12 protein-coding genes and 1 pseudogene are annotated in these 17,919 nt (G+C 67.8%); 5 read left to right on the forward strand and 8 right to left on the reverse strand.

Annotated elements, in window-relative coordinates; all coding sequences use genetic code 11:
- Positions 1-195 precede the first annotated feature (195 nt).
- Genes glgA through AZKH_RS13015 form a run of 6 tightly spaced genes read right to left on the reverse strand, consistent with a single transcriptional unit; the run spans position 196 to position 11,436 of the window.
- Complete coding sequence (gene glgA, locus AZKH_RS12990) at positions 196-1,704, reverse strand: glycogen synthase GlgA (protein WP_051071680.1); 1,509 nt, start codon at positions 1,702-1,704, stop codon at positions 196-198.
- The gene (locus AZKH_RS12995) at positions 1,701-6,836 is read right to left on the reverse strand and encodes a malto-oligosyltrehalose synthase (protein WP_015436241.1); all 5,136 of its coding nucleotides are present in this window, start codon (positions 6,834-6,836) and stop codon (positions 1,701-1,703) included. The genes glgA and AZKH_RS12995 overlap by 4 nt, the downstream gene beginning before the upstream one ends.
- Positions 6,829-8,733 (reverse strand): malto-oligosyltrehalose trehalohydrolase, encoded by a 1,905-nt coding sequence (gene treZ / locus AZKH_RS13000; RefSeq protein WP_156822105.1) that lies wholly within the window; start codon positions 8,731-8,733, stop codon positions 6,829-6,831. Before treZ ends, AZKH_RS12995 begins: the two co-directional genes overlap by 8 nt.
- Positions 8,730-9,944 (reverse strand): glucose-1-phosphate adenylyltransferase, encoded by a 1,215-nt coding sequence (locus AZKH_RS13005; protein WP_015436243.1) that lies wholly within the window; start codon positions 9,942-9,944, stop codon positions 8,730-8,732. Before AZKH_RS13005 ends, treZ begins: the two co-directional genes overlap by 4 nt.
- Positions 9,941-10,123: a hypothetical protein gene (locus tag AZKH_RS13010; protein WP_015436244.1), complete on the reverse strand. Its 183-nt coding sequence runs from the start codon at positions 10,121-10,123 to the stop codon at positions 9,941-9,943. Before AZKH_RS13010 ends, AZKH_RS13005 begins: the two co-directional genes overlap by 4 nt.
- A gap of 2 nt (positions 10,124-10,125) precedes the next feature.
- Complete coding sequence (locus AZKH_RS13015; protein WP_231874405.1) at positions 10,126-11,436, reverse strand: putative zinc-binding metallopeptidase; 1,311 nt, start codon at positions 11,434-11,436, stop codon at positions 10,126-10,128.
- A 428-nt stretch (positions 11,437-11,864) separates the two neighbouring features.
- Here AZKH_RS13015 and AZKH_RS13025 point away from each other — a divergent pair, with 428 nt between their 5' ends.
- Genes AZKH_RS13025 through AZKH_RS27690 form a run of 4 tightly spaced genes read left to right on the forward strand, consistent with a single transcriptional unit; the run spans position 11,865 to position 15,870 of the window.
- Positions 11,865-13,307: an RNA polymerase factor sigma-54 gene (locus tag AZKH_RS13025; RefSeq protein WP_015436246.1), complete on the forward strand. Its 1,443-nt coding sequence runs from the start codon at positions 11,865-11,867 to the stop codon at positions 13,305-13,307.
- Between the two features lie 37 nt (positions 13,308-13,344).
- A complete protein-coding gene (locus tag AZKH_RS13030) occupies positions 13,345-13,866 on the forward strand; it encodes a hypothetical protein (protein ID WP_015436247.1) in 522 nt (173 codons plus the stop codon).
- 19 nt (positions 13,867-13,885) lie between these two features.
- Positions 13,886-15,004 carry a glycosyltransferase family 1 protein gene (locus AZKH_RS13035; protein WP_015436248.1) on the forward strand — a complete coding sequence of 373 codons (1,119 nt, stop codon included), beginning with the start codon at positions 13,886-13,888 and terminating at the stop codon, positions 15,002-15,004.
- Between the two features lie 38 nt (positions 15,005-15,042).
- Entirely contained in the window at positions 15,043-15,870 is an 828-nt protein-coding gene (locus AZKH_RS27690) for a DUF2334 domain-containing protein (protein WP_070099062.1), read from the forward strand.
- Here the strand turns inward: AZKH_RS27690 and AZKH_RS28020 are convergent.
- Together AZKH_RS28020 and AZKH_RS13045 are read right to left on the reverse strand one after the other, a co-directional pair.
- Positions 15,852-15,932: pseudogene (locus tag AZKH_RS28020) on the reverse strand (hypothetical protein); the annotation flags it as partial. The gene AZKH_RS27690 and the pseudogene AZKH_RS28020 sit on opposite strands and share 19 nt — an antisense overlap.
- The gene (locus AZKH_RS13045; RefSeq protein ID WP_015436250.1) at positions 15,913-17,091 is read right to left on the reverse strand and encodes a glycosyltransferase family 1 protein; all 1,179 of its coding nucleotides are present in this window, start codon (positions 17,089-17,091) and stop codon (positions 15,913-15,915) included. The pseudogene AZKH_RS28020 and the gene AZKH_RS13045, both read right to left, overlap by 20 nt.
- A 261-nt stretch (positions 17,092-17,352) precedes the next feature.
- Here AZKH_RS13045 and AZKH_RS13050 point away from each other — a divergent pair, with 261 nt between their 5' ends.
- Entirely contained in the window at positions 17,353-17,913 is a 561-nt protein-coding gene (locus AZKH_RS13050; protein WP_231874406.1) for a bacterioferritin, read from the forward strand.
- The last annotated feature ends 6 nt before the right edge of the window (positions 17,914-17,919 follow it).

Consider the following 17,919-nt stretch of genomic DNA (forward strand, 5'->3'; position numbering starts at 1 on the left):
GCCCGCGATGCGAAGGTTCCGGAGTGGTGCGAAAGCCTCCCCGATGCACCGCAGTAGTATTTTCCCGGCAAAGGAGGAAGTTACACGAGGCGCCATGAAGCGCTCGCGATTATCGCGCCGGCACGGCCGGGCGAAGCCGAGCACCTCCCTTGCTGCAGGCGACCATCGATTCTTTCGACATAGAGGGCGAGTCTCCTATCCGCGCGAGGCGCCGGCCTCGACGGCCTCTATTTCGCCGCGCTTGCACAGCTCTTCGTAGAGTTTGATGTAAGCGCGCGCGCTCGCGCCCCAGCTGAAGTCGCGCGCCATGCCGTTGAGGCAAAGCTGCTGCCATGCGTGGGGATCGGACCAGGTTGCCAGCACGCGGTCGATGGTCTCGAGCAGCGCCGTGGCCGTGGGGTCGGTGAAGACGAAGCCGGTCGAGCTGCCGTCCCGCAGTCCTTCCGGGCTGAAGTCGCCGACCGAGTCGACGAGTCCGCCCGTGGCCCGCACGATGGGAGGCGTACCGTAGCGCTGGCTGTACATCTGGTTCAGGCCGCAGGGCTCGAACAGCGAAGGCATCAGGAAGGCGTCGGCGGCGGCTTCGATCCGGTGGGCCAGGGTCTCGTCGAAGCCGATGACGGTCGCCATCCGTGTCGGCCAGCGGCCTTCGGCGTCACGCAGCGAGCGCTCGAACTTGTCCTCGCCGGTGCCGAGGACGACCACCTGTACCGGGCGATCGAAGAGTGCGGGCAGCGCCTCGATGACGAGGTCTACGCCCTTCTGGCCGGTGAGGCGGCTGACCATCCCGAGCAGCAACACGTGGTCGTCTTCCGCGAGCTTCAGTTCGATCTGCAGCGCCCGTTTGTTGGCGCGCTTTTCCTCCAGCGTGTCGGCGTCGTAGTGACGATCGATGAAGGAGTCGGAGCGCGGGTCCCAGATCGCGGTATCGATGCCGTTCAGGATCCCCGAGAGGCGGTCGCGGCGTGTGCGCAGCAGCTCGTCCAGGCCGCAGCCGAGGTGCTCGCCGAGGATTTCCTGCGCGTAGGTCGGGCTCACCGTGACAATGCGGTCGGCGTAGTACAGGCCGGCCTTCAAGAAGGATAGCCGTCCCCAGTGCGCGAACCCTTCGGCCTCGACGACGGCGGGAGGCACGCCGAGCTCGGGCGCGATTTCGAGCGGGAAGATGCCCTGGAAGGCGAGATTGTGGATCACCATCAGGCTGGGTGCGGGGCGTTCGAGACCCGATTGGAGGTAGGCCGGCGCGAGGCCGGTCGTCCAGTCGTTGCAGTGAAGAAGATCCGGGAACCAGCCGAGCGGGCTGTCCATGCTCGCAAGCCGCGCGGCGACGCGCGACAGCAGGCCGAAGCGCAGCGCGTTATCGGCGTAGTCCAGGCCCCGCTCGTCCAGGTAGGGCCCGCCGCCGGGGCGGACATAGAGCGGTGGGCAGTCGAGCACGAGCGCCGGCAAGCCCGTCGGCAGCCGCCCGCGGAGTATGGCCGCCTCGGGCAAGCCGAATTCGGCAGGCAGGGTCGCGATGCGGCGCAGCCCGTTGGCCTGATCCAGCACGGAGGGGTATCCGGGCAGGAGCACGCGGATATCGATGCCCAGTTCGTATAGCGCGGGCGGCAATCCGGCACTGACTTCGCCAAGGCCGCCGGTCTTCGCCCATGGGGCGCACTCGGGGGTGGCGAACAGGACGGACATTGTGGGTTTCTTTGTCATGATGTGATGCTCCCGTTCGGTACGAGGAGCGCCAGCGGCAGCGGGTTGAAAAGTTCAGCAAGTTCGATTCCCGGGCGCCGGCCGATGCTCGCGGCGACCTGCCGTCCGCCGGTGAGCTCCTCTCGCCAGCGCAGCTCGCGCCACGGCAGGGTGACGAAGGTGCCAGCCCAGGTTTCTTGCGCAGCAGCGAGCGCGGCATTTCCATGGGTGAGCCCGAAATGCAGCCGGGTCGCGATCACGACGATCCGCTCCTTGCCGAGCACGCGGGCAAAGGCGAGCACATGGCCGGCCGCGGGCCCTTCGACGTCGAGCGGCACGTAGCGACCGAAGCGGAAGGTGTGTTCGAAGCGCTTGCGCACCGCCAAGGTCCGCCACAGCAGGTAGAGCTTGAGGCGGCCGTCCTCGGGGGCTTCGAGCATCGCACGTAGGGACGCGGGTGGGGCGCCTTCGGGAAAATCGCGGCGCAGCGAGCCGAGCTGTCTGCTCGCCGTCTCGAAGTCCACGGCGCGGCGGTTGTCCGGATCGACGAGGCTGAAGTTCCAGCGTTCGCAGCCCTGGTAGATATCGGGCACGCCCGGCGCGGTGAGCTTCACCAGCAGCATGTTGAGGCTGTTGAGGATGCCGAAGCGCGCAACGAGCGCCTGGAAGGGGAGAAAATCGGCGAGGAAGGCATCCGCGCCGTCTGCACCGAAGAGACGGCGCACGAAGGTGGAGAGTGCGGCCTCGTAGGCCGGCTCGGGGTTCATCCAGCTCGTGTGCAGCTTCGCCTCGCGTGCGGCCTTGAGCATGAAGGCTTCGACGCGGTCGGCGAGCTCCGCCAGTGCGGGTTCGTCGGGTGCGGCGAGCGGCCAGATGCCGAGCAGGGTCTGGTAAAGCAGGTATTCGTCGTTGCTCGAAGGCGCGGGGGCGTCGTTCACGCGGACCTTGCGGCGTTCGTTGATGCGCCGCCAGCGCCGCAGGGCAAGGCGCCACGGGCCGGGCATCTCGGAGAGCACGTCGATGCGCGCGCGGACGTCTTCCGAGCGCTTGCTGTCATGCGTGGAGGATGCGAGCAGGCTGAAGGGATGGTTCCAGGCGATGCGTTCGTTGGCGACGTGGAAGTCGTCGATGCCAATGCCGAAGTTGCGTGGGTCTGCGCCCACGTCGTTGAGCGAGACCAGGCGGTTGTAGCGGTAGAAGGCGGTGTCCTCCATCGCCTTCGCCATCACCGGCGCGGTGAATTGCTGGAAGCGCGTGGCGAAGCGCAGTTTCAGCCGGCGCAGTTCCTCGTCGGCCTCGACTGGCGCGGAAAGCAGCACGCCGCGCACGAAGCGCAGCACGCTCGCATCGCCTGCCCGGCCGCGCGAGACCGCCTCCTCGACCGCCCGCTCGATGTGGCGGCGATCGGATGCTGACACACCCTGCGGGTCGATGTAGCTTCGATAGACGGGGAAGGCGGCGATCACTTCGGCCAGCGCACTGCGCAGGCGGCTGCGGGTGAAGTCGCGGGTGTGCCGGTCGTAGCGGGCGATGTCGTACAGGAGGTAGGCGAGGCTCGAGAGTTCGCCGGGGAGCGAATGGGTGATGATCAGGTGCTTCGCTTCGAGCAGCACTTGGCTGAAGCTGCGCGATTCGCCGGTGAAGGCGCGGTAGATGCGCGACAGACGCGATTCCTGCGTCGGATCGACGAAGAGGTTGTTGCACAGGGCCGCGAAGCGGTAGCCGGTGGTGCCATGCACGGGCCAATCCGTCGGCAGCGTCTCGAATTCTCCGAAGATCTTTTCGACGACGAGGTATAGCGTATGCGGGCCGCCCGACGTCTGAGGCGCGATCTCGGCATGGCGGGCTTGCAGGCGCTCGAAATACCCGCGGGGGTCGGCCAGCCCGTCGGCGTGGTCGACGCGCAGGCCGGACGCCCTGCCCTGGGCGATCCAGTCGAAGATGCGCGCGTGCGTGGCCTCGAACACCACGTCGGACTCCATGCGCAGCGCCGCGAGGTCGTTGATGTCGAAGAAGCGGCGGTAATTGATGTCGTCGGCCGCGACGCGCCACGAGGCGAGGCGGTAGGCCTGGCGCGAGAGCAGCCGGTCCAGCGCGTCGAAGCTCTCGGGCCGGCCCGGCTCGCCGTTGAACGTCGCCAGCGCGGACGCGATTCGGGCGCGCAGCTCGGGCGAGCGTGCATGGAGCGCCGCGAGGTGGCGCTTGAAGGTTTCCTTGTCGCGGCGGCGCTCGTCGAGTCCCGCGGTGTCCGCGGTGCCGCGTGGAGGCATGCGGCGTAGGGCCGCGACCAGGGTCTCGAATTCGACGCCCCCTGCCCCGTCGTCCGTGATCGGCAGCCCGGCGGCGAGGATCAGCGGGTAGTCGCAGGGATCGACCGGGAAACGGTGCTCGTAGTAGGTCACGCTGAAATCGCCGCGTTCGGGCGAGAACGTCAGATGCAGCGCGCCCGCTTCGAGTTCGCGTCCGTACTGGTCGCCGAGCACCGGCAGCAGCACCTTGCCGCGCAGTTCGGGGAAAGGCGGATCCCAGTCGATGTCGAAGTACCCCGCGTACGTGGACGCCGGACCGTTTTCGAGCACGTCCAGCCACCAGGCGTTCGAGTCGCCGCCAACGCCAACGTGGTTCGGAACGATATCCAGGATCTGGCCGAGTGCGAGTCCGGATAGCCGAGCGCAATAGCGGTCGAAGTCCTCGTTGCTGCCGACCTCGGGGTTCACCGCGTGGTGGTCGACGATGTCGTAGCCGTGGCGGCTGCCCGGCCGCGCCTTCAGGAAGGGGGCGGCATAGACGTGGCTGATGCCGAGTTCGGCGAGATAGGGCAGGATGGCTTCGGCCGCCGCGAAACCGAAGTCGCTGTTGAACTGGAGGCGGTAGGTGGCGAGCGGAATGTCGGCCCGCTCGGGGTGGAATCCCGGCGGACCGCCGCTCAGCGGCAAGGCAGTGCTGGGCCGTTCGGCGGCGATCGCGGCGGCGACGGCAAGCCAGCGCGGGTCGACGGCGAGATCGGCGAGTTCCACTTCGAGCTTGCGGCGCCAGTTCGGGTGGGCCTCTTCGGTCGTCCCTGGGAAATCGGCCGATTCGAGCTGGTCGAGCACGTCTTCGAGCTGTACGGCAAGCATCGCCGCCGGGCTGCGCGCGAGAAAGCGGTATACCGCGGGGGCGAGTTCGGCCCCATGATCGGGTGGCGGTATGCCGGCATCGGTGGCGAGCAGGTCTTCGGCGCGCAGCGCCGCGATCAGCGCCTCGCAGTCCTCGCGCCGGCGCGCCGCCTGGCGTTCGTGCTGCTCCGCCGTCCGGTACAGACCGAAGGTCCGGCGAAGTTCGAGGTCGTGCCCGCTCCAGTAGCCGCGCAGCGTCGGCAGCTTGTGTGTGCCGACGACCGCGAGGGTGGCCTCCGGCCACTGCGGCGGGCGGAGGATGCCCGTGCGCTCTCCTTCGTCGCCATACTCGTGTGCGAAATACAGCGACCGGCACGCGAGCAGGCCATGGCGGGCCATCCCCTCCCGGATGACGGGCGGGGCGTCGCCGAGACCCTCCCCGATCATCACGCAGTTGTGACTGCGACTTTCCAGGCTGAGCAGGCCGAGGAGGTCCTGCATCGGAGATGCGACATAGGCGCCGGGGCATTCGAGTTCGGCGCCGCGCAAGCCCCCGGGCAGCCAGAAGAGGCGCATCAGCGCCGTCACGCGTTCGAGCCGCAGCGCGCCCGCATGGCGCATGTTCGCGCGCAGCACGGCGAGGAAGGGGGCGTAGGCCTCGTCGGCGAGTCGTTGCGGGATTACGGGCGGAAAGCCCCGATCCCGCCCGGCGGGATTCGATTCGTCGGGCGGCGCACCGGCGCGGGCACCGGATGCATGGAGGGTCGGTCTCGTCCAGGTCTCGGAGCCGGCTTCGTTCACGCCCATGGCCAAGTCGCGGCACAGGCCGACACGCATGCCGCGTGCGCGGGCCCGCGAGGCGACGGCCTGCAACTGTCCTTCGGCTTGCCATTGGAGGTATTCGAAGAACTCGATACGCAGCTCGTTTTCGAGCGCGAAAGCCTCGACGGCGCTGCCCTGAGCGTCGCGATACGCTTCGGGCCAGCTCGTCCAGCCCCGGATCGCGGGATCGAGCCGCCGGAAATGTGCCTGCAGTGCGTCGAACAGCGCGTGAAGGCGCAGGCTGCGCCCGCCTTCGCGCTGGAAGTCGCGAAAGAGGCCCGCGCGTTGCGTGCCCCGGTCGAGGTGCAGGCTGCGGAAGTGTTGGTAGAGCAGTTCGAGCACTTCGAGCTTGGTCGCAGCGACGCCCGCGTAATCGACCAGGGGCGTTTCGTGTAGCGCATCCAGACGGGCGCGGAATCCGGCCGACGCGACCCGCTCGCGCGCCGCCACGCATTCGGCGAAATCGCGCATCGATTCGATGTCGAGATAGAGGACGTTCAGCCATTCGCGATTTGAGGGGCTGTACGGGTTCGCATGTTCGGGCGCGTACGGAAAGAGCGCGTGCAGCGGATTGACGCCGACGAAGTGCGCGCCGGCGTCGGCCGCGATATCGACGAGCCGGCGCAGGTCACCGAAATCGCCCATGCCCCAGCTTCTCGCCGAGCTCAGCGCGTAGACCTGTACCGAGGGCCCCCACAGCCTGTCGGCGCCCGCGGGCTTGCACGAGGGCGGACAGATCGCAAGCATCGTTTCCGCGAGAGCCGTCGACGAGGCCGGGCGCTCGTGCAGCGAAAGCCGGTGATAGCCTTGCGGGAGGCTCAGGGCCAGCGCGATCTCGGTGGCGACGTGAGCGTCTCCGGGGGCTTCCGCTTCCGGCAGGACATCCACCGTCAGCTGGCCCTGCCGTTCGCCGCCTTGCTCCAGCGCGATCCGCCACCACAGCGTGCGTCCGGCGAGCCCGGCGGGAAACCGAACCGGCAGGCGCAGCGGGAGCGGCGCGGCCTCGAGGACGAGCATCGGCGGCATCACGCGGGAGTCGGCCTGTCGGCGCAGGGCTTCGAGGCGGGACGCCGCGTCCTCGTCGGGACGCTTCGGGTCCAGCGGGTGCCCCAGTGCCTCCAGCAAGGCGATCTTGCATTCCCGGGAGACCTCCGCATAGCGGCCCTCCCCGTCCTCGTAGTCGGGTTCGATGCCGAGGAAGCGGCACAGCGCGTCGACGGCGTCGCTAGCCATCGGACGGCTCCCACACATACGCCCGCACGCACCACGGCCCGAGGTGTCCGCATTCGATGTCGGGGCCGACCGCGGCGAAGGGAGCGACGTGCGGGTCCGGCAACTGCGGAGACGGGGCATTCGCCAGGTTCGCGCGCAGCGCCAGCGCCGAGCCGTCGGCGCAGGCCCAGCGGACCTCGAAGGCGTGCGGGCCGACGAAGTCGCCGCGACACCGGCCGGGCACGACGAGCGGGATCCTGGGCGTCACGAAGCGCTGCCGCAGCGACAGCAGCCGCTGGTAGAAGTCCTGCCAATCCTTTCCTTCGGCACCGTCGTAGGCGGCCCAATCGAGCTTGCTGCGCCGGAAAGCCTCTTCCGCGGCGGGGTCCGGCAGTTCGGCCGGAGGCTGCCCGACCGTTTGCGGCGCGACGCCGAACTCCCGGCGCCGGCCTTCGCGGATGGCGACCGCGAGCTCACCCTGGTAGTCGCAGAAATAGCGGAAAGGTGTCGTCGCGCCCGCCTCCTCGCCCATGAAGATCAGCGGCGGCGAGGGGGTCAGGAGCTGGATCGCGATCAGGGCACGCAGACGCCGGGCTTCGACGAGGGTGACGAGCCGTTCGCCGAAGGCGCGGTTTCCGACCTGGTCGTGGTTCTGCAGGTAGTTCACGAAGGCGCTCAGCGGCAGCCCCGTACTCGGCTCGCCGCGCTCGGCGCCGTGAAATACGGAGCTATCGCCCTGGAAGGCGAAGCCTTCGCAGAGGCAGCGCACGAACTGGTGCAAGGCGCGCCCGGCGTAGTCCGCGTAGTAGCCCTCGTGCTCGCCGGTCAGCAGGACGTGCGCGGCGTGATGGAAGTCGTCGTTCCATTGGGCATCGTAACGCCCGGCTTGTCCGGGCCGGCCGAGGCGGTTTGCGCTGTTGGCGACGTTTTCGAGGATGAGGTGGACGGGACGGTCGTGGATCTGCTCCCGTACGCGTGTCGAGAGCTCGGTCAGGATGTCGGGCGAGGAACTGTCGAAGATGCAATGCGCCGCATCGATCCGCAGCCCGTCGAAACGGTATTCCTCCAGCCAGTACAGGGCGTTGTGGATGAAGAACTCGCGCACGGGCGCGGCCGTTTCGTAGTCGATCGCGGCGCCCCACGGCGTCTCGTAGCGTGCGCTGAAGAACTGCGGGGCGTAGACGTGAAGGTAATTCCCTTCCGGGCCGAAATGGTTGTACACGACGTCGAGCAGCACCATCAGCCCGAGGCGGTGAGCGGCCTGGACGAAGCGCTTGAGCTCGTCCGGCGTGCCATATTCCGCCTTCGGCGCGAAGGGCAGCACGCCGTCGTAGCCCCAGCCGCGCCGGCCTGCGAATTCGGCCAGCGGCATCAGTTCGATCGCGGTCACGCCCAGTGCGGCGAGGCCTTCGAGCCGAGTCGCCGCGCCCGCGTAGGTGCCTTCCGGTGTGAACGCGCCCACGTGAAGCTCATAGATGACGGCCTCCTCCCAGGGGCGTCCGCGCCAGTCCGAATCCCAGCGGAAACGCTCGGGATCGACGAGCTCGCTGGGGCCGTGAACGCCGTCGGGATTGAAGCGGGACGCCGGATCGGGCACCTCGAGCTGATGATCGAGGCAGAAGCCGTAGCGGTCGCCCGGCCGGGCGCCGGCGACGGTGCAGCTATGCCAGCCGTCGGCCTTGGTGCAGGGATGGACGGACCGGGTGCCGCTTTCGTCGACGACGTACACCTCGACATGCTTCTCGGCCGGCGCCCAGAGCCGGAAGCGGTAAGCGATGCGCCGACCGTCTTCGACGACCGGCTCGGGACCGAAGGGCATCGTGTGGGCGAAGCTGGAATGCCGGCGCCGGAATGTCCCGGAGCCATGTGACCCTGAGCCTCGGTCGTCGATGGCCGCCTTCATGACGTCCGTTTTCATGATGTGAGCTGCGCCTTGCCGACGACCACGACGCCGCTGTCGGAGACGTGGAAACGCGCGCGGTCGGCCTCGTGGTCGTAGCCGATCCGCATTCCGGCCGGAACAATGTTGTTCTGGTCGATGATCGCGCGCCGGACTTTGGCCCCCGGCCCGATCACAGTATGGTCCATGATGATCGAGTCGAGGATCTCGGCGCCCTCCTCCACGATCACGTCGCGGCGGATCAAAGAGCGCTCGATGCGCGCACGGCGCACGACCACCCCCGCGGCGAGCGATGCGCTGTGGATGTGCGCGTCGTGGACCTGCGCCGCCTCGGTCTGGTCGGGGCTCGCGTAGATCGGCCAGCGGGGGTTGCTGAGGCTGAACTTGGGGTTTTCGCCCAGGGTGTCGAAATGGGCTTCGTAGTAGGCGTCGATGGTGCCGACGTCGCGCCAGTAGGCCGGCTCTTCGAAGTCGCGCATGCCGGGCACGGTGTTGGTCCAAAAATCGTAGGCCATCAGGCGATGGGATTCGCACATCGTCGGCAGCAGGTTCTTGCCGAAGTCGTGTCCGCCCCGCTTGTGGGCGCGCGTCAGGACGTCGACCAGGACGTCCGCGGTGAAGACGTAGTTGCCCATCGATGCGAGGGCGTAGCCGGGACGACCGGGCATCGGTTCGGCCTGCTCCGGCTTCTCGCGGAAGTCGCGGATGCGCCCGATCGAATCGGTGCGGATCACGCCGAAGGCGCTGGCCTGGTCCAGCGGAATCGGCAAGGCGGCGACGCTGGCGTCGGCGTGCGAATCCAGGTGGAACTGGATCATCTGCCGGATATTCATGCGGTACACGTGATCGGCGCCGAACACCACCACGAGGTCGGGCTTGATCAGATCGAGGAGGTGCAGGTTCTGATAGACCGAGTCGGCAGTCCCCTGGAACCACTCGGGTCCGCGTTGCATCTGGGGCGGAACGACGGTGATGAAGTGGTGCGGGATCACCGGGCTCAGGACCCAGGCCCGGCGGATGTGCTCGATCAGCGACTGGGACTTGTACTGGACCAGCAGGTAGATCGAGTAGATTTCGGAGTTGACCAGGTTGGACAGCACGAAATCGACGATCCGGTGGCGCCCGTCGAAGGGTACGGAAGGTTTGGACCGCTCCGCCGTCAGCGGGTGCAGGCGGCTCCCCTCTCCGCCTGCCAGCACGAACGCGAGTACTGACTTACCGGAAATCATGGTGCTCCTCCTTTGAGCTTCCTCGCTCGGGCGAGCATCCGACGCAGCGCCGCTTCGCTGCGGGAGAGACCGCTCTCGGCGTCCCGCGCGGAACCGAAGTCGTCGACCACGGTGCCGGCGAGGAACACGGCCGCCTTCAGCGTGCCGTCCCAGCTGCGGAAGTCCTTTGCAGTACCCATGGTCACGGCTCCCGTGTCGCGTGCCCCGCAGCCTCTTCGATGACGTGATGGACATACACGAGCTTGTCGAGCACCGGGTTCGGGATCACAAAGGGATAGACGTCGCCGTGCCCCAGACTGCGTCCCATGCTGTTGAGGAACTGCGACAGCGGCAGCCACTGTTCGAGCAGCACCTGGCGGAAGGGCTGGTCGTTGGTGGTGACCTCGGGCACGTCGGCGGGGCTGTCCGCGGACTGGTCGGAATGCAGCGCGAAGCCCCAATGTTTGGCGGTATCGAGGGCGTCCGAGATGTGGAGGTAGTGCGCCCAGGTCTCCGCCCAATCTTCCCAGGGGTGCATGGTCGCGTAAGCGCTGATATGGCTGTCTGCCCAGTTCGTCGGCGGGTTGGCGTAGTAAGCCTGCGACGCCTCGGCGTAGTCCCGGCGGTCATCGCCGAAGAGCTTGCGGAAGGTCGCGAGGCGGCCGCCGTGGCGGATCAGTCGATCCCAGTAGTAGTGGCCGATCTCGTGGCGGAAGTGCCCGAGCAGCGTCCGGTAGGCTTCGCCGAACTGCTGTCGCCTCGATTCCCGGCATGCGGCGTCGGCTTCGGCGATGTCGAGCGTGACCGTGCCTCCCAGATGCCCGGTCGTGGCCGTCGCGCCGTCGCTGCCCAGGAAGCGGAACGCCGGCGCGGGATGGGTGCGGTCGGCCTCGACCGGAAGCCCGAGGCGGTAGAGCGAATAGAAAAGGCGCCGCTTCGCGGTTTCGAGCCGGAACCAGGCCGGCTTGTTCGCCGGCTCGTCGAGCGCCGCGCTATGTTCGGTGTGGCGGCAGCTGAGGCATCGCTCTTCCGTAACCTCGGCCGGGACCATCCAGTTGCAGACCTGCTCCTGGAGGTAGTTACGGCACTGGCGCCACTTTCGCGCCGTCGCATCCGGCTTGCCGCTGTCCAGGCGGTGCCAGGTGCCGTCGCCGTCGGCGGCGAACGCGCCCATCTCCATCGCCGTCGGCTCGAAGCCGAGCACGGCACCGCAATTGCCGCAGCTCACGTTCTCGAAGAAGACGATGAAGCCGCAGTTGGTGCAGTAGAAGGTTTTCAAGCGCTCGCCAGCTTCTGCTGCTCCGCGGCCACGATGCGATTGGTGTCGAGCGAGGAGCCCGGCGGCGTGCGGCGCGGCGGCGTAGTCGTTTCCGGCATCGGCGGCGGTACGGCTCCGGTGGCCGGTGGCGACATCGGGGTCGTCGACCCGGGAGAGGGGCTCGGACTGCTTGGTGTCTGGCTGCTGGGGGGTGTCGAGGTGGGCGGCGGCGGGCTCGACGGCTTGCGGTCGCAAGCGGTCAGGACGCCTGCCAGGACCAGGGTGGCGGCGAGCGCGCGAAGTGGGGTCAGGGTCGTGTTCATCGGGTGATCCTCCTTGGTGTTCGTGTGCGACGGCGGGGGAAAATCCCCGGGGAAGTCCCGCTTCGCCGCCTCGTGCAGGTCGGCCGGCGGCGCCGAAGGGGAAAGAGGCCAAAGGGGCCGACGGTTGCGCCGCCGCGCACGCAAGTGACGTGCCCGACGCCTATGGCGGTGTGTGGCGCGAATCGACATACCGCAGCGCGGCAAGAGACGGAAATTCTTACTGCGCGGGTGTAAAACCTTCTCGCAAATATTTGGCTTGAATAGCCGCAAACTCAGTGTTTCCGCCGGTCTGGGGCGTGGCATGCGTCTTGCGCTTCATGGGCAGACCGGACACACGCGAAAACCCCGCAAGGAGACGAGATGACTCTTGGAATCGAGTTGCGCTTGCGTCAGCACCTCGCCATCACGCCGCAGATCCAGCAGGCCCTGCGGCTGTTGCAATTGCCTTCCCAGGAATTCGCCCAGGAAGTCGAGCAGGCCATGACGAGCAATCCCTTTCTCGAAGAAGACTCGGACGCGCCCTCACCGTCCCCTGCGATGCCGATGGGGGGCGACCGCGGCGAGATCCGGGCGCCCCCTGTCGAGACCGGAGATTCGCCGATACCGGCGGCGCTTCACGAGATGATCGGCCGCTCACGCAACAACGGGAGCGACGAGGAGCATGACTGGACCGAATGGACCGAGGCGCCGCTGACCCTGCGCGACAACTTGCGCAGCCAGCTGATGTTGTCGCCCATGGGCGATCGCGACCGGACCCTGGCGCACATGGTGATCGACGAACTGTCGGAAGCCGGATATCTGGAAACCCCGCTGGAGGAGCTAGCGGAATTGATCTCGCCGGAAGAGGAAGTCGATACCTGCGAATTGGGTGCGGCGCTGAAGCTCGTCCAGCAACTCGAACCGCCCGGCATCGCCGCACGGTCGCTCCAGGAATGCCTGCATCTTCAATTGCAGGCGCTACCGGCCACGACCCCCAGCCGTGCCCTCGCGCTCGAACTGGTGGGTAAACATTTCGACCTGCTCGCGCGCCGCGAATTCACGCGGCTGCAGCAGATTCTCGGTTGCGGAGAGGACGCCCTGCACGGCGCCCGCGCCTTGATCCGTACGCTGGACCCGCGTCCCGGGCGCAGCTTTGCGCCGGACAATACGCGCTATGTCGTGCCGGACATCATCGTGACACTCCAGCGTGGACGCTGGGTCGCGACGCTGAACCCGGCCGTCCAGCCCCAAGTGCGGATCAATCGCGCCTATGCGGAGATCGCCGCCAGCCGCGGCGGCTGCGGGGCGTCCTTCTCCCGCCTGCTTCAGGAAGCGCGCTGGTTGTTGCGCAACGTCGAACAGCGCTTCAACACGATCCAGCGCGTTGCCGATGCGATCGTCGTCCGCCAGCGGGTGTTCTTCAGCTACGGCGAGGCGGCGATGAAGCCGATGGCGCTGAAGGACATCGCGACCGAACTCGGCTTGCACGAATCGACCGTCTGTCGGGTCACGAACGGTAAATACATGGCGACGCCGCGCGGGCTCTTCGAGTTCAAGTACTTCTTCTCGCGCCAGCTCGCGACCGAGGACGGCGGGACCTGCTCCGCCACCGCCATCCGCGCGTTGCTCAAGGAGTTGATCGCCGCCGAGGACCCGCATGCGCCGCTTTCGGACGCACAGCTCGCACGCGTGCTGGCCGACCAGGGTTTTCGACTTGCACGGCGCACGGTGACCAAATACCGCACGTTGATGCGGATTCCGAGCGTCGAGTTGCGTCGCGTCGCCGGGCGGGCTGCGCCCGGCCAGCAGAAACCGGCCGCCTGAGCGGCGCCGGGGAGATTGATCCGCAGGGGAGAACATCGTGTCCACCATCATCGCCGGGCATTTCGATCATGTGGAACAGCTGCAGGAGGCGATCAAAGAACTCAGCCTCCATGGCTTTTCCCCGGCCGAGTACGCGATCTATCATCTGACGCCACCCGGGCAGGACGGCCTTTATTTCCTCGGCGGAGATTCAGGCAGCGATGAAGGCGGCCGCGGCGCAGTCATGGACGCTGCCGCGTTCGGCGGCCACCGCGCGCCGGCCGAAGCGCTTGCCGGCACCGGCGTCGGGGCCTATCTGGGCGCTCTTTCCGCTGCGATGAACCGCATGGAGGCGGCGGACGCGAACGTCGCCATCATCGAGGCCCCGGCGGACCCGCCGGGCGGCCAGATGCTTGCGATCAACGTCGACCGTCCCGGCGCCGAGGCGCTGGCGGTGACGATCCTCGGCCAAACACTCGCACGTCGGGTTAATCGAACCAGCGGGCAGTGGGCCGAAGGCCGGTGGTGCGACTTCGATCCGCGCCAGCCCCTGCTGACGCTGCTCAAGCGCGATCCCTGATCCGGCGGGGGGAACGGCGATGCACGTGTCCGACGTCACGATGTTCTATACCGCGCGCAGCGGCGGAATCCGCCGTTACCTGCGCGAAAAGCGCCGCTGGCTGCAGTCGCACCCCGGCTTCCGCCACTCGCTCGTGCTGCCGCGGGCGGCTGCCGCGGCCGGCGAATGCACGATGGAAGTGCCGAGCGTGCCACTCCCCTTCTCGCAGGGCTACCGCTTGCCGCTGGCGCGGACGGCGGCGGTGCGCGCGTTGGCGGCACTGCGCCCGAACGTGATCGAGGCTGGCGACCCTTACCAGTTCGCCTGGGCGGCGCTCGATGCCGGCCAGGCCCTGGGCGTGCCCGTGATCGGTTTCTACCACTCCGACATTCCGCGGCTGGTGGGGCGCGTCGGCGGCGCCCACGCGGCGCGCTTGGCGGAATCCTACGTCCGGCGGCTCTATGGCCGCTTCGACCTGGTGCTCGCGCCGAGCTCGTGCATGGCGCAGCGGCTGCGCGCCGTCGGCATTGCGCGCGTCGAACAGCAGCCGCTGGGCGTCGATACGACCGTTTTCCGACCGGCTCTACGCGACGAAGCATGGCGCAGCCTTCTCGCGATCGGCGAAGGCGAGCGAATGCTGGTCTTCGTCGGCCGCTTCGCCTCGGAAAAGAACCTTCCGGTGTTGTATTCGATGATGGACCGTCTGGGGCCGGGCTACCGGCTGGTGCTCGTCGGCAACGGCGGCGCCGTACCGGCGCGCGACGACGTCCGTGTCGTGTCCTACATTACCGATCCGGGCCGGCTGGCGAGGCTGGTCGCGAGCTGCGATCTCTTCGTGCACGCTGGCGACCAGGAAACTTTCGGGCTCGCGCCGCTCGAGGCCATGGCCTGCGGTCTGCCGGTGGTCGCGGCCCGCGCGGGAGGGCTGGCGGAGCTCGTCGACGACGAGGTCGGACGCACCGTGCCCTTCATCGATTTCGCGGCCCTGGCCGACGGAATGGCGGACGCGGTGCGCGAAGTGTGCGTGGAGGAGCGTCGCCGGACCCTGGGCGACAACGCCCGCCGCAGGGCCGAGGGCTACGACTGGGATCGCATTCTTCCCGACATCGTCGGGCGCTACATCAAACTGGGTGCGAGAACGACGCCGAGGCTCATGTGACAGCGGATCCGGCCTCTCCTGCCAGCCTGCCCCCCGCGGTGTGCGTAAGCCTCCATGACGTTGCGCCGGAGACCTGGCCGCGTTGTGAATGTTTGCTCAATGCCGTCGCGGCGGTCGCGCGCGTGCCGCTGACGCTGCTCGTGGTGCCGAACTATCATCGCCACGGGGACGACATTCCGCGCTGGTACCACGAGATGCTGCAGGACCGGCGTGCGATGGGCGACGAGCTCGCGCTGCACGGTTATGTGCACTACGACGAGGCGGCGCGGCCGCATGGCCCCATCGATTGGTGGCGGCGACGTGTCCTGACCGCAGGCGAGGGCGAATTTGCCTCGCTGGGCAGGCGTGCCACGGAAGGACGCCTGGCCGCAGGTCTCGACTGGTTTCAGCATCAGGGCTGGACACCGAAGGGATTCGTCGCGCCGGCCTGGCTGTTGAGCGAGGGCGCCTGGCGGGCGCTCGAGACATCTCCCTTTGCCTACACGACGACGGCGGACGCGATTCATCTGCTGCATCCGCGGCGCAAGCTGGCTACGCGATCGCTCGTCTACAGCACACGCAGCCCTCTGCGGCGGACCCTGTCGCTCGCCTGGAACGGGCATCGGCAAGCGGCGGCGGCCGGCACGCCGGTGCGGCTGGCCCTGCATCCGAACGACAGCCGTTATCCCGAAGTGATCGCACAAGTGCAAGGCTTGCTCGAACGGCTGCTGCGCGATCGAACGCCAATGACCAAGGCCGACTTCGTCGCACGCCAGCAGGCCTTCGACGCCGCCAACCCGGGCGTCGTTCAGGGTTTGATCACCGCCAGCGACAGCAGCGCGACGCCGCCGCCGAGGGCCACCCCGGCCAGCACGTCGCTCGGGTAATGCAGCCCGAGCACCATGCGCGCGAATCCTTCGAACAGGGACTCAGGCCGCGGTTGCCACATGGGCGATGCTGCTGTGCCGGGTGGCGAATTGAACCAACTGCGCTTCGAAGCGGCCGAGAATGAGCGGCCAGGCCAGCTCCAGAGCGATGTCGCGCGCATTCGCGCCAAAAAGGCGCCGCGTGTCGTCCAGAAGGGCCAGGGCTCGTGCGGCCGCGATGAAGGCGCTGGGCCCGTCCGCCGTGCTGACGACGCTCGCCGCCGCACGATCCTTGAGATGTTCGCCGGCGGCGCCGATGTCGTAGGCGACGATCGGAAGGGCGCTCGCCATCGCTTCGAGCACGACGTTACCGAAGGTCTCGCTCAAGCTGGGAAACAGGAACAGGTCGGCCGAGGCGTAGTGCATCGCGAGATCCTCGCCGCGCTGGATGCCGACGAAACGTTCGCCCGAGTCGGCTTCCCCTTCGTCGGCACGCTGCAGATTCGCGCGCAGCGGTCCGTCGCCAACCCACACGAGGCGCGCGTCGGGTCTGAGCTCTCTGATCGCGCGGAAGGCCGCCCGTACGAGCGCCGGGTCCTTCTCCGGCGCAAGCCGGCCGACGTGCAGGACCACCAGGTGCTCGTCGCCGACGCCCCATGCAACGCGCAACTGCCGACTCCGACGTAGCGGCGAGAAGAGCTGCGTGTCGACGCCGCGCCCCACGCACGCGAGTTTGCGATAACCCCTCTGCGTCATCTCGTCGGCCAGGGCGCGCGTCGGGACGAAGGTGACATCGCTATGGTTGTGAAAAGCGCGCAGCGCGGCAGCGATGATCCCGGCGAGCGGCCCGAGCCGGTAGTAGCCGCTGTACTTCTGGAAATGCGTGCGGTAATCGGTGGTGACCGGGATGTCGAGTTGGCGGGCGGCCACCAGCGCCGACCAGCCCAGCGGCCCCTCGGTGACGATATGGACGACGTCCGGCCGGACCTCACGCCAGCGCTGCAGCAGGCGCAGCGGCGCCGGCAGGCCGAACTGCAGCCCCGGGTAGCGCGGCAGCGGCAGGCCGCGCACGAGCATCGCGTCTTCATGGCCCTGGTCGGCGCCTTGCCGCGGGCGGACCACGCTCACCCGGTGACCGCGTTCGCGCAAATGATGGACCGCGCGCTCGACCGTGAGCGCGACGCCGTTGAGTTCAGGCGGATAGGTCTCGGTGACGATCGCGATCGACATGCCGTGTTCCATATTCTTCTCCTTCGCACGGAATCCGGCACGGGATCCTTGGCCGGCCGCCAGCCTAGGCAAATGGCGTTCCCGCGACAGCCGCGCGCACGGTCGTTTTCCCGCCCGAAAGGCCGCGCCGGCGGCGGAAAAATGTACATGCGGCTGTCGAATTTGCAGCGGGTTTACGCGGGGCGTGGAGGGCGGATACCGGTGATCCGGGAGGCTGTTCGGGAACACCGTTTGCTGAAACAGCCGCGTTCTCGACGACCAGGAGCAGACAAAATGGCTATGCAACAACCCCCTACCCTGTCCGATGTCCAGACGCTGCGCCAACGCGCGCGCAACCACCCCGAAGAAGGCGCGCTGACGGAGAACTACGGCGGCGACCGCGACACGATCCTGCGCATCCTCAATGAGGCGCTGGCGACCGAGATCGTCTGCAGCCTGCGCTACCGTCGTCATTACTACACGGCCAAGGGAATCGCTTCGTCGGCGGTGGCCGCGGAATTCCTCGAGCACGCGATGCAGGAGGACGGGCATGCGGGCCAGTTCGCCGAACGGATCACGCAACTCGGCGGCGAACCGGACTTCTCGCCCGATACGCTGTCCGCGCGCAGCCATGCGGAGTACGTCGAAGGCAAGACCCTGCAGGACATGATCCGCGAAGACTTGGTCGCCGAGCGGGTGGCGATCGAAAGCTATCGCGAGATCATCCAGTACATCGGGCTGACGGACCCCACGACGCGGCGGCTGTTCGAGGAGGTGCTCGCGGTCGAGGAAGAGCATGCCGACGACCTGTTGAGCCTCATTCAGCAGATCGGCGAACCGCGGAAGCGCAATTGAGTCGCG

Origin of the sequence: Azoarcus sp. KH32C, from assembly GCF_000349945.1 — a bacterium.
Taxonomy (GTDB): Bacteria; Pseudomonadota; Gammaproteobacteria; order Burkholderiales; family Rhodocyclaceae; genus Aromatoleum.

What these genes read in the sequence shown, in the direction of transcription:
- glgA (WP_051071680.1), bottom strand. Translation starts at nt 1,704, where the DNA reads ATGACAAAGAAACCCACAATGTCCGTCCTGTTCGCCACCCCCGAGTGC.
- AZKH_RS12995 (WP_015436241.1), bottom strand. Translation starts at nt 6,836, where the DNA reads ATGGCTAGCGACGCCGTCGACGCGCTGTGCCGCTTCCTCGGCATCGAA.
- treZ (WP_156822105.1), bottom strand. Translation starts at nt 8,733, where the DNA reads ATGAAAACGGACGTCATGAAGGCGGCCATCGACGACCGAGGCTCAGGG.
- AZKH_RS13005 (WP_015436243.1), bottom strand. Translation starts at nt 9,944, where the DNA reads ATGATTTCCGGTAAGTCAGTACTCGCGTTCGTGCTGGCAGGCGGAGAG.
- AZKH_RS13010 (WP_015436244.1), bottom strand. Translation starts at nt 10,123, where the DNA reads ATGGGTACTGCAAAGGACTTCCGCAGCTGGGACGGCACGCTGAAGGCG.
- AZKH_RS13025 (WP_015436246.1), top strand. Translation starts at nt 11,865, where the DNA reads ATGACTCTTGGAATCGAGTTGCGCTTGCGTCAGCACCTCGCCATCACG.
- AZKH_RS13035 (WP_015436248.1), top strand. Translation starts at nt 13,886, where the DNA reads ATGCACGTGTCCGACGTCACGATGTTCTATACCGCGCGCAGCGGCGGA.
- AZKH_RS13045 (WP_015436250.1), bottom strand. Translation starts at nt 17,091, where the DNA reads ATGGAACACGGCATGTCGATCGCGATCGTCACCGAGACCTATCCGCCT.
- AZKH_RS13050 (WP_231874406.1), top strand. Translation starts at nt 17,353, where the DNA reads ATGGCTATGCAACAACCCCCTACCCTGTCCGATGTCCAGACGCTGCGC.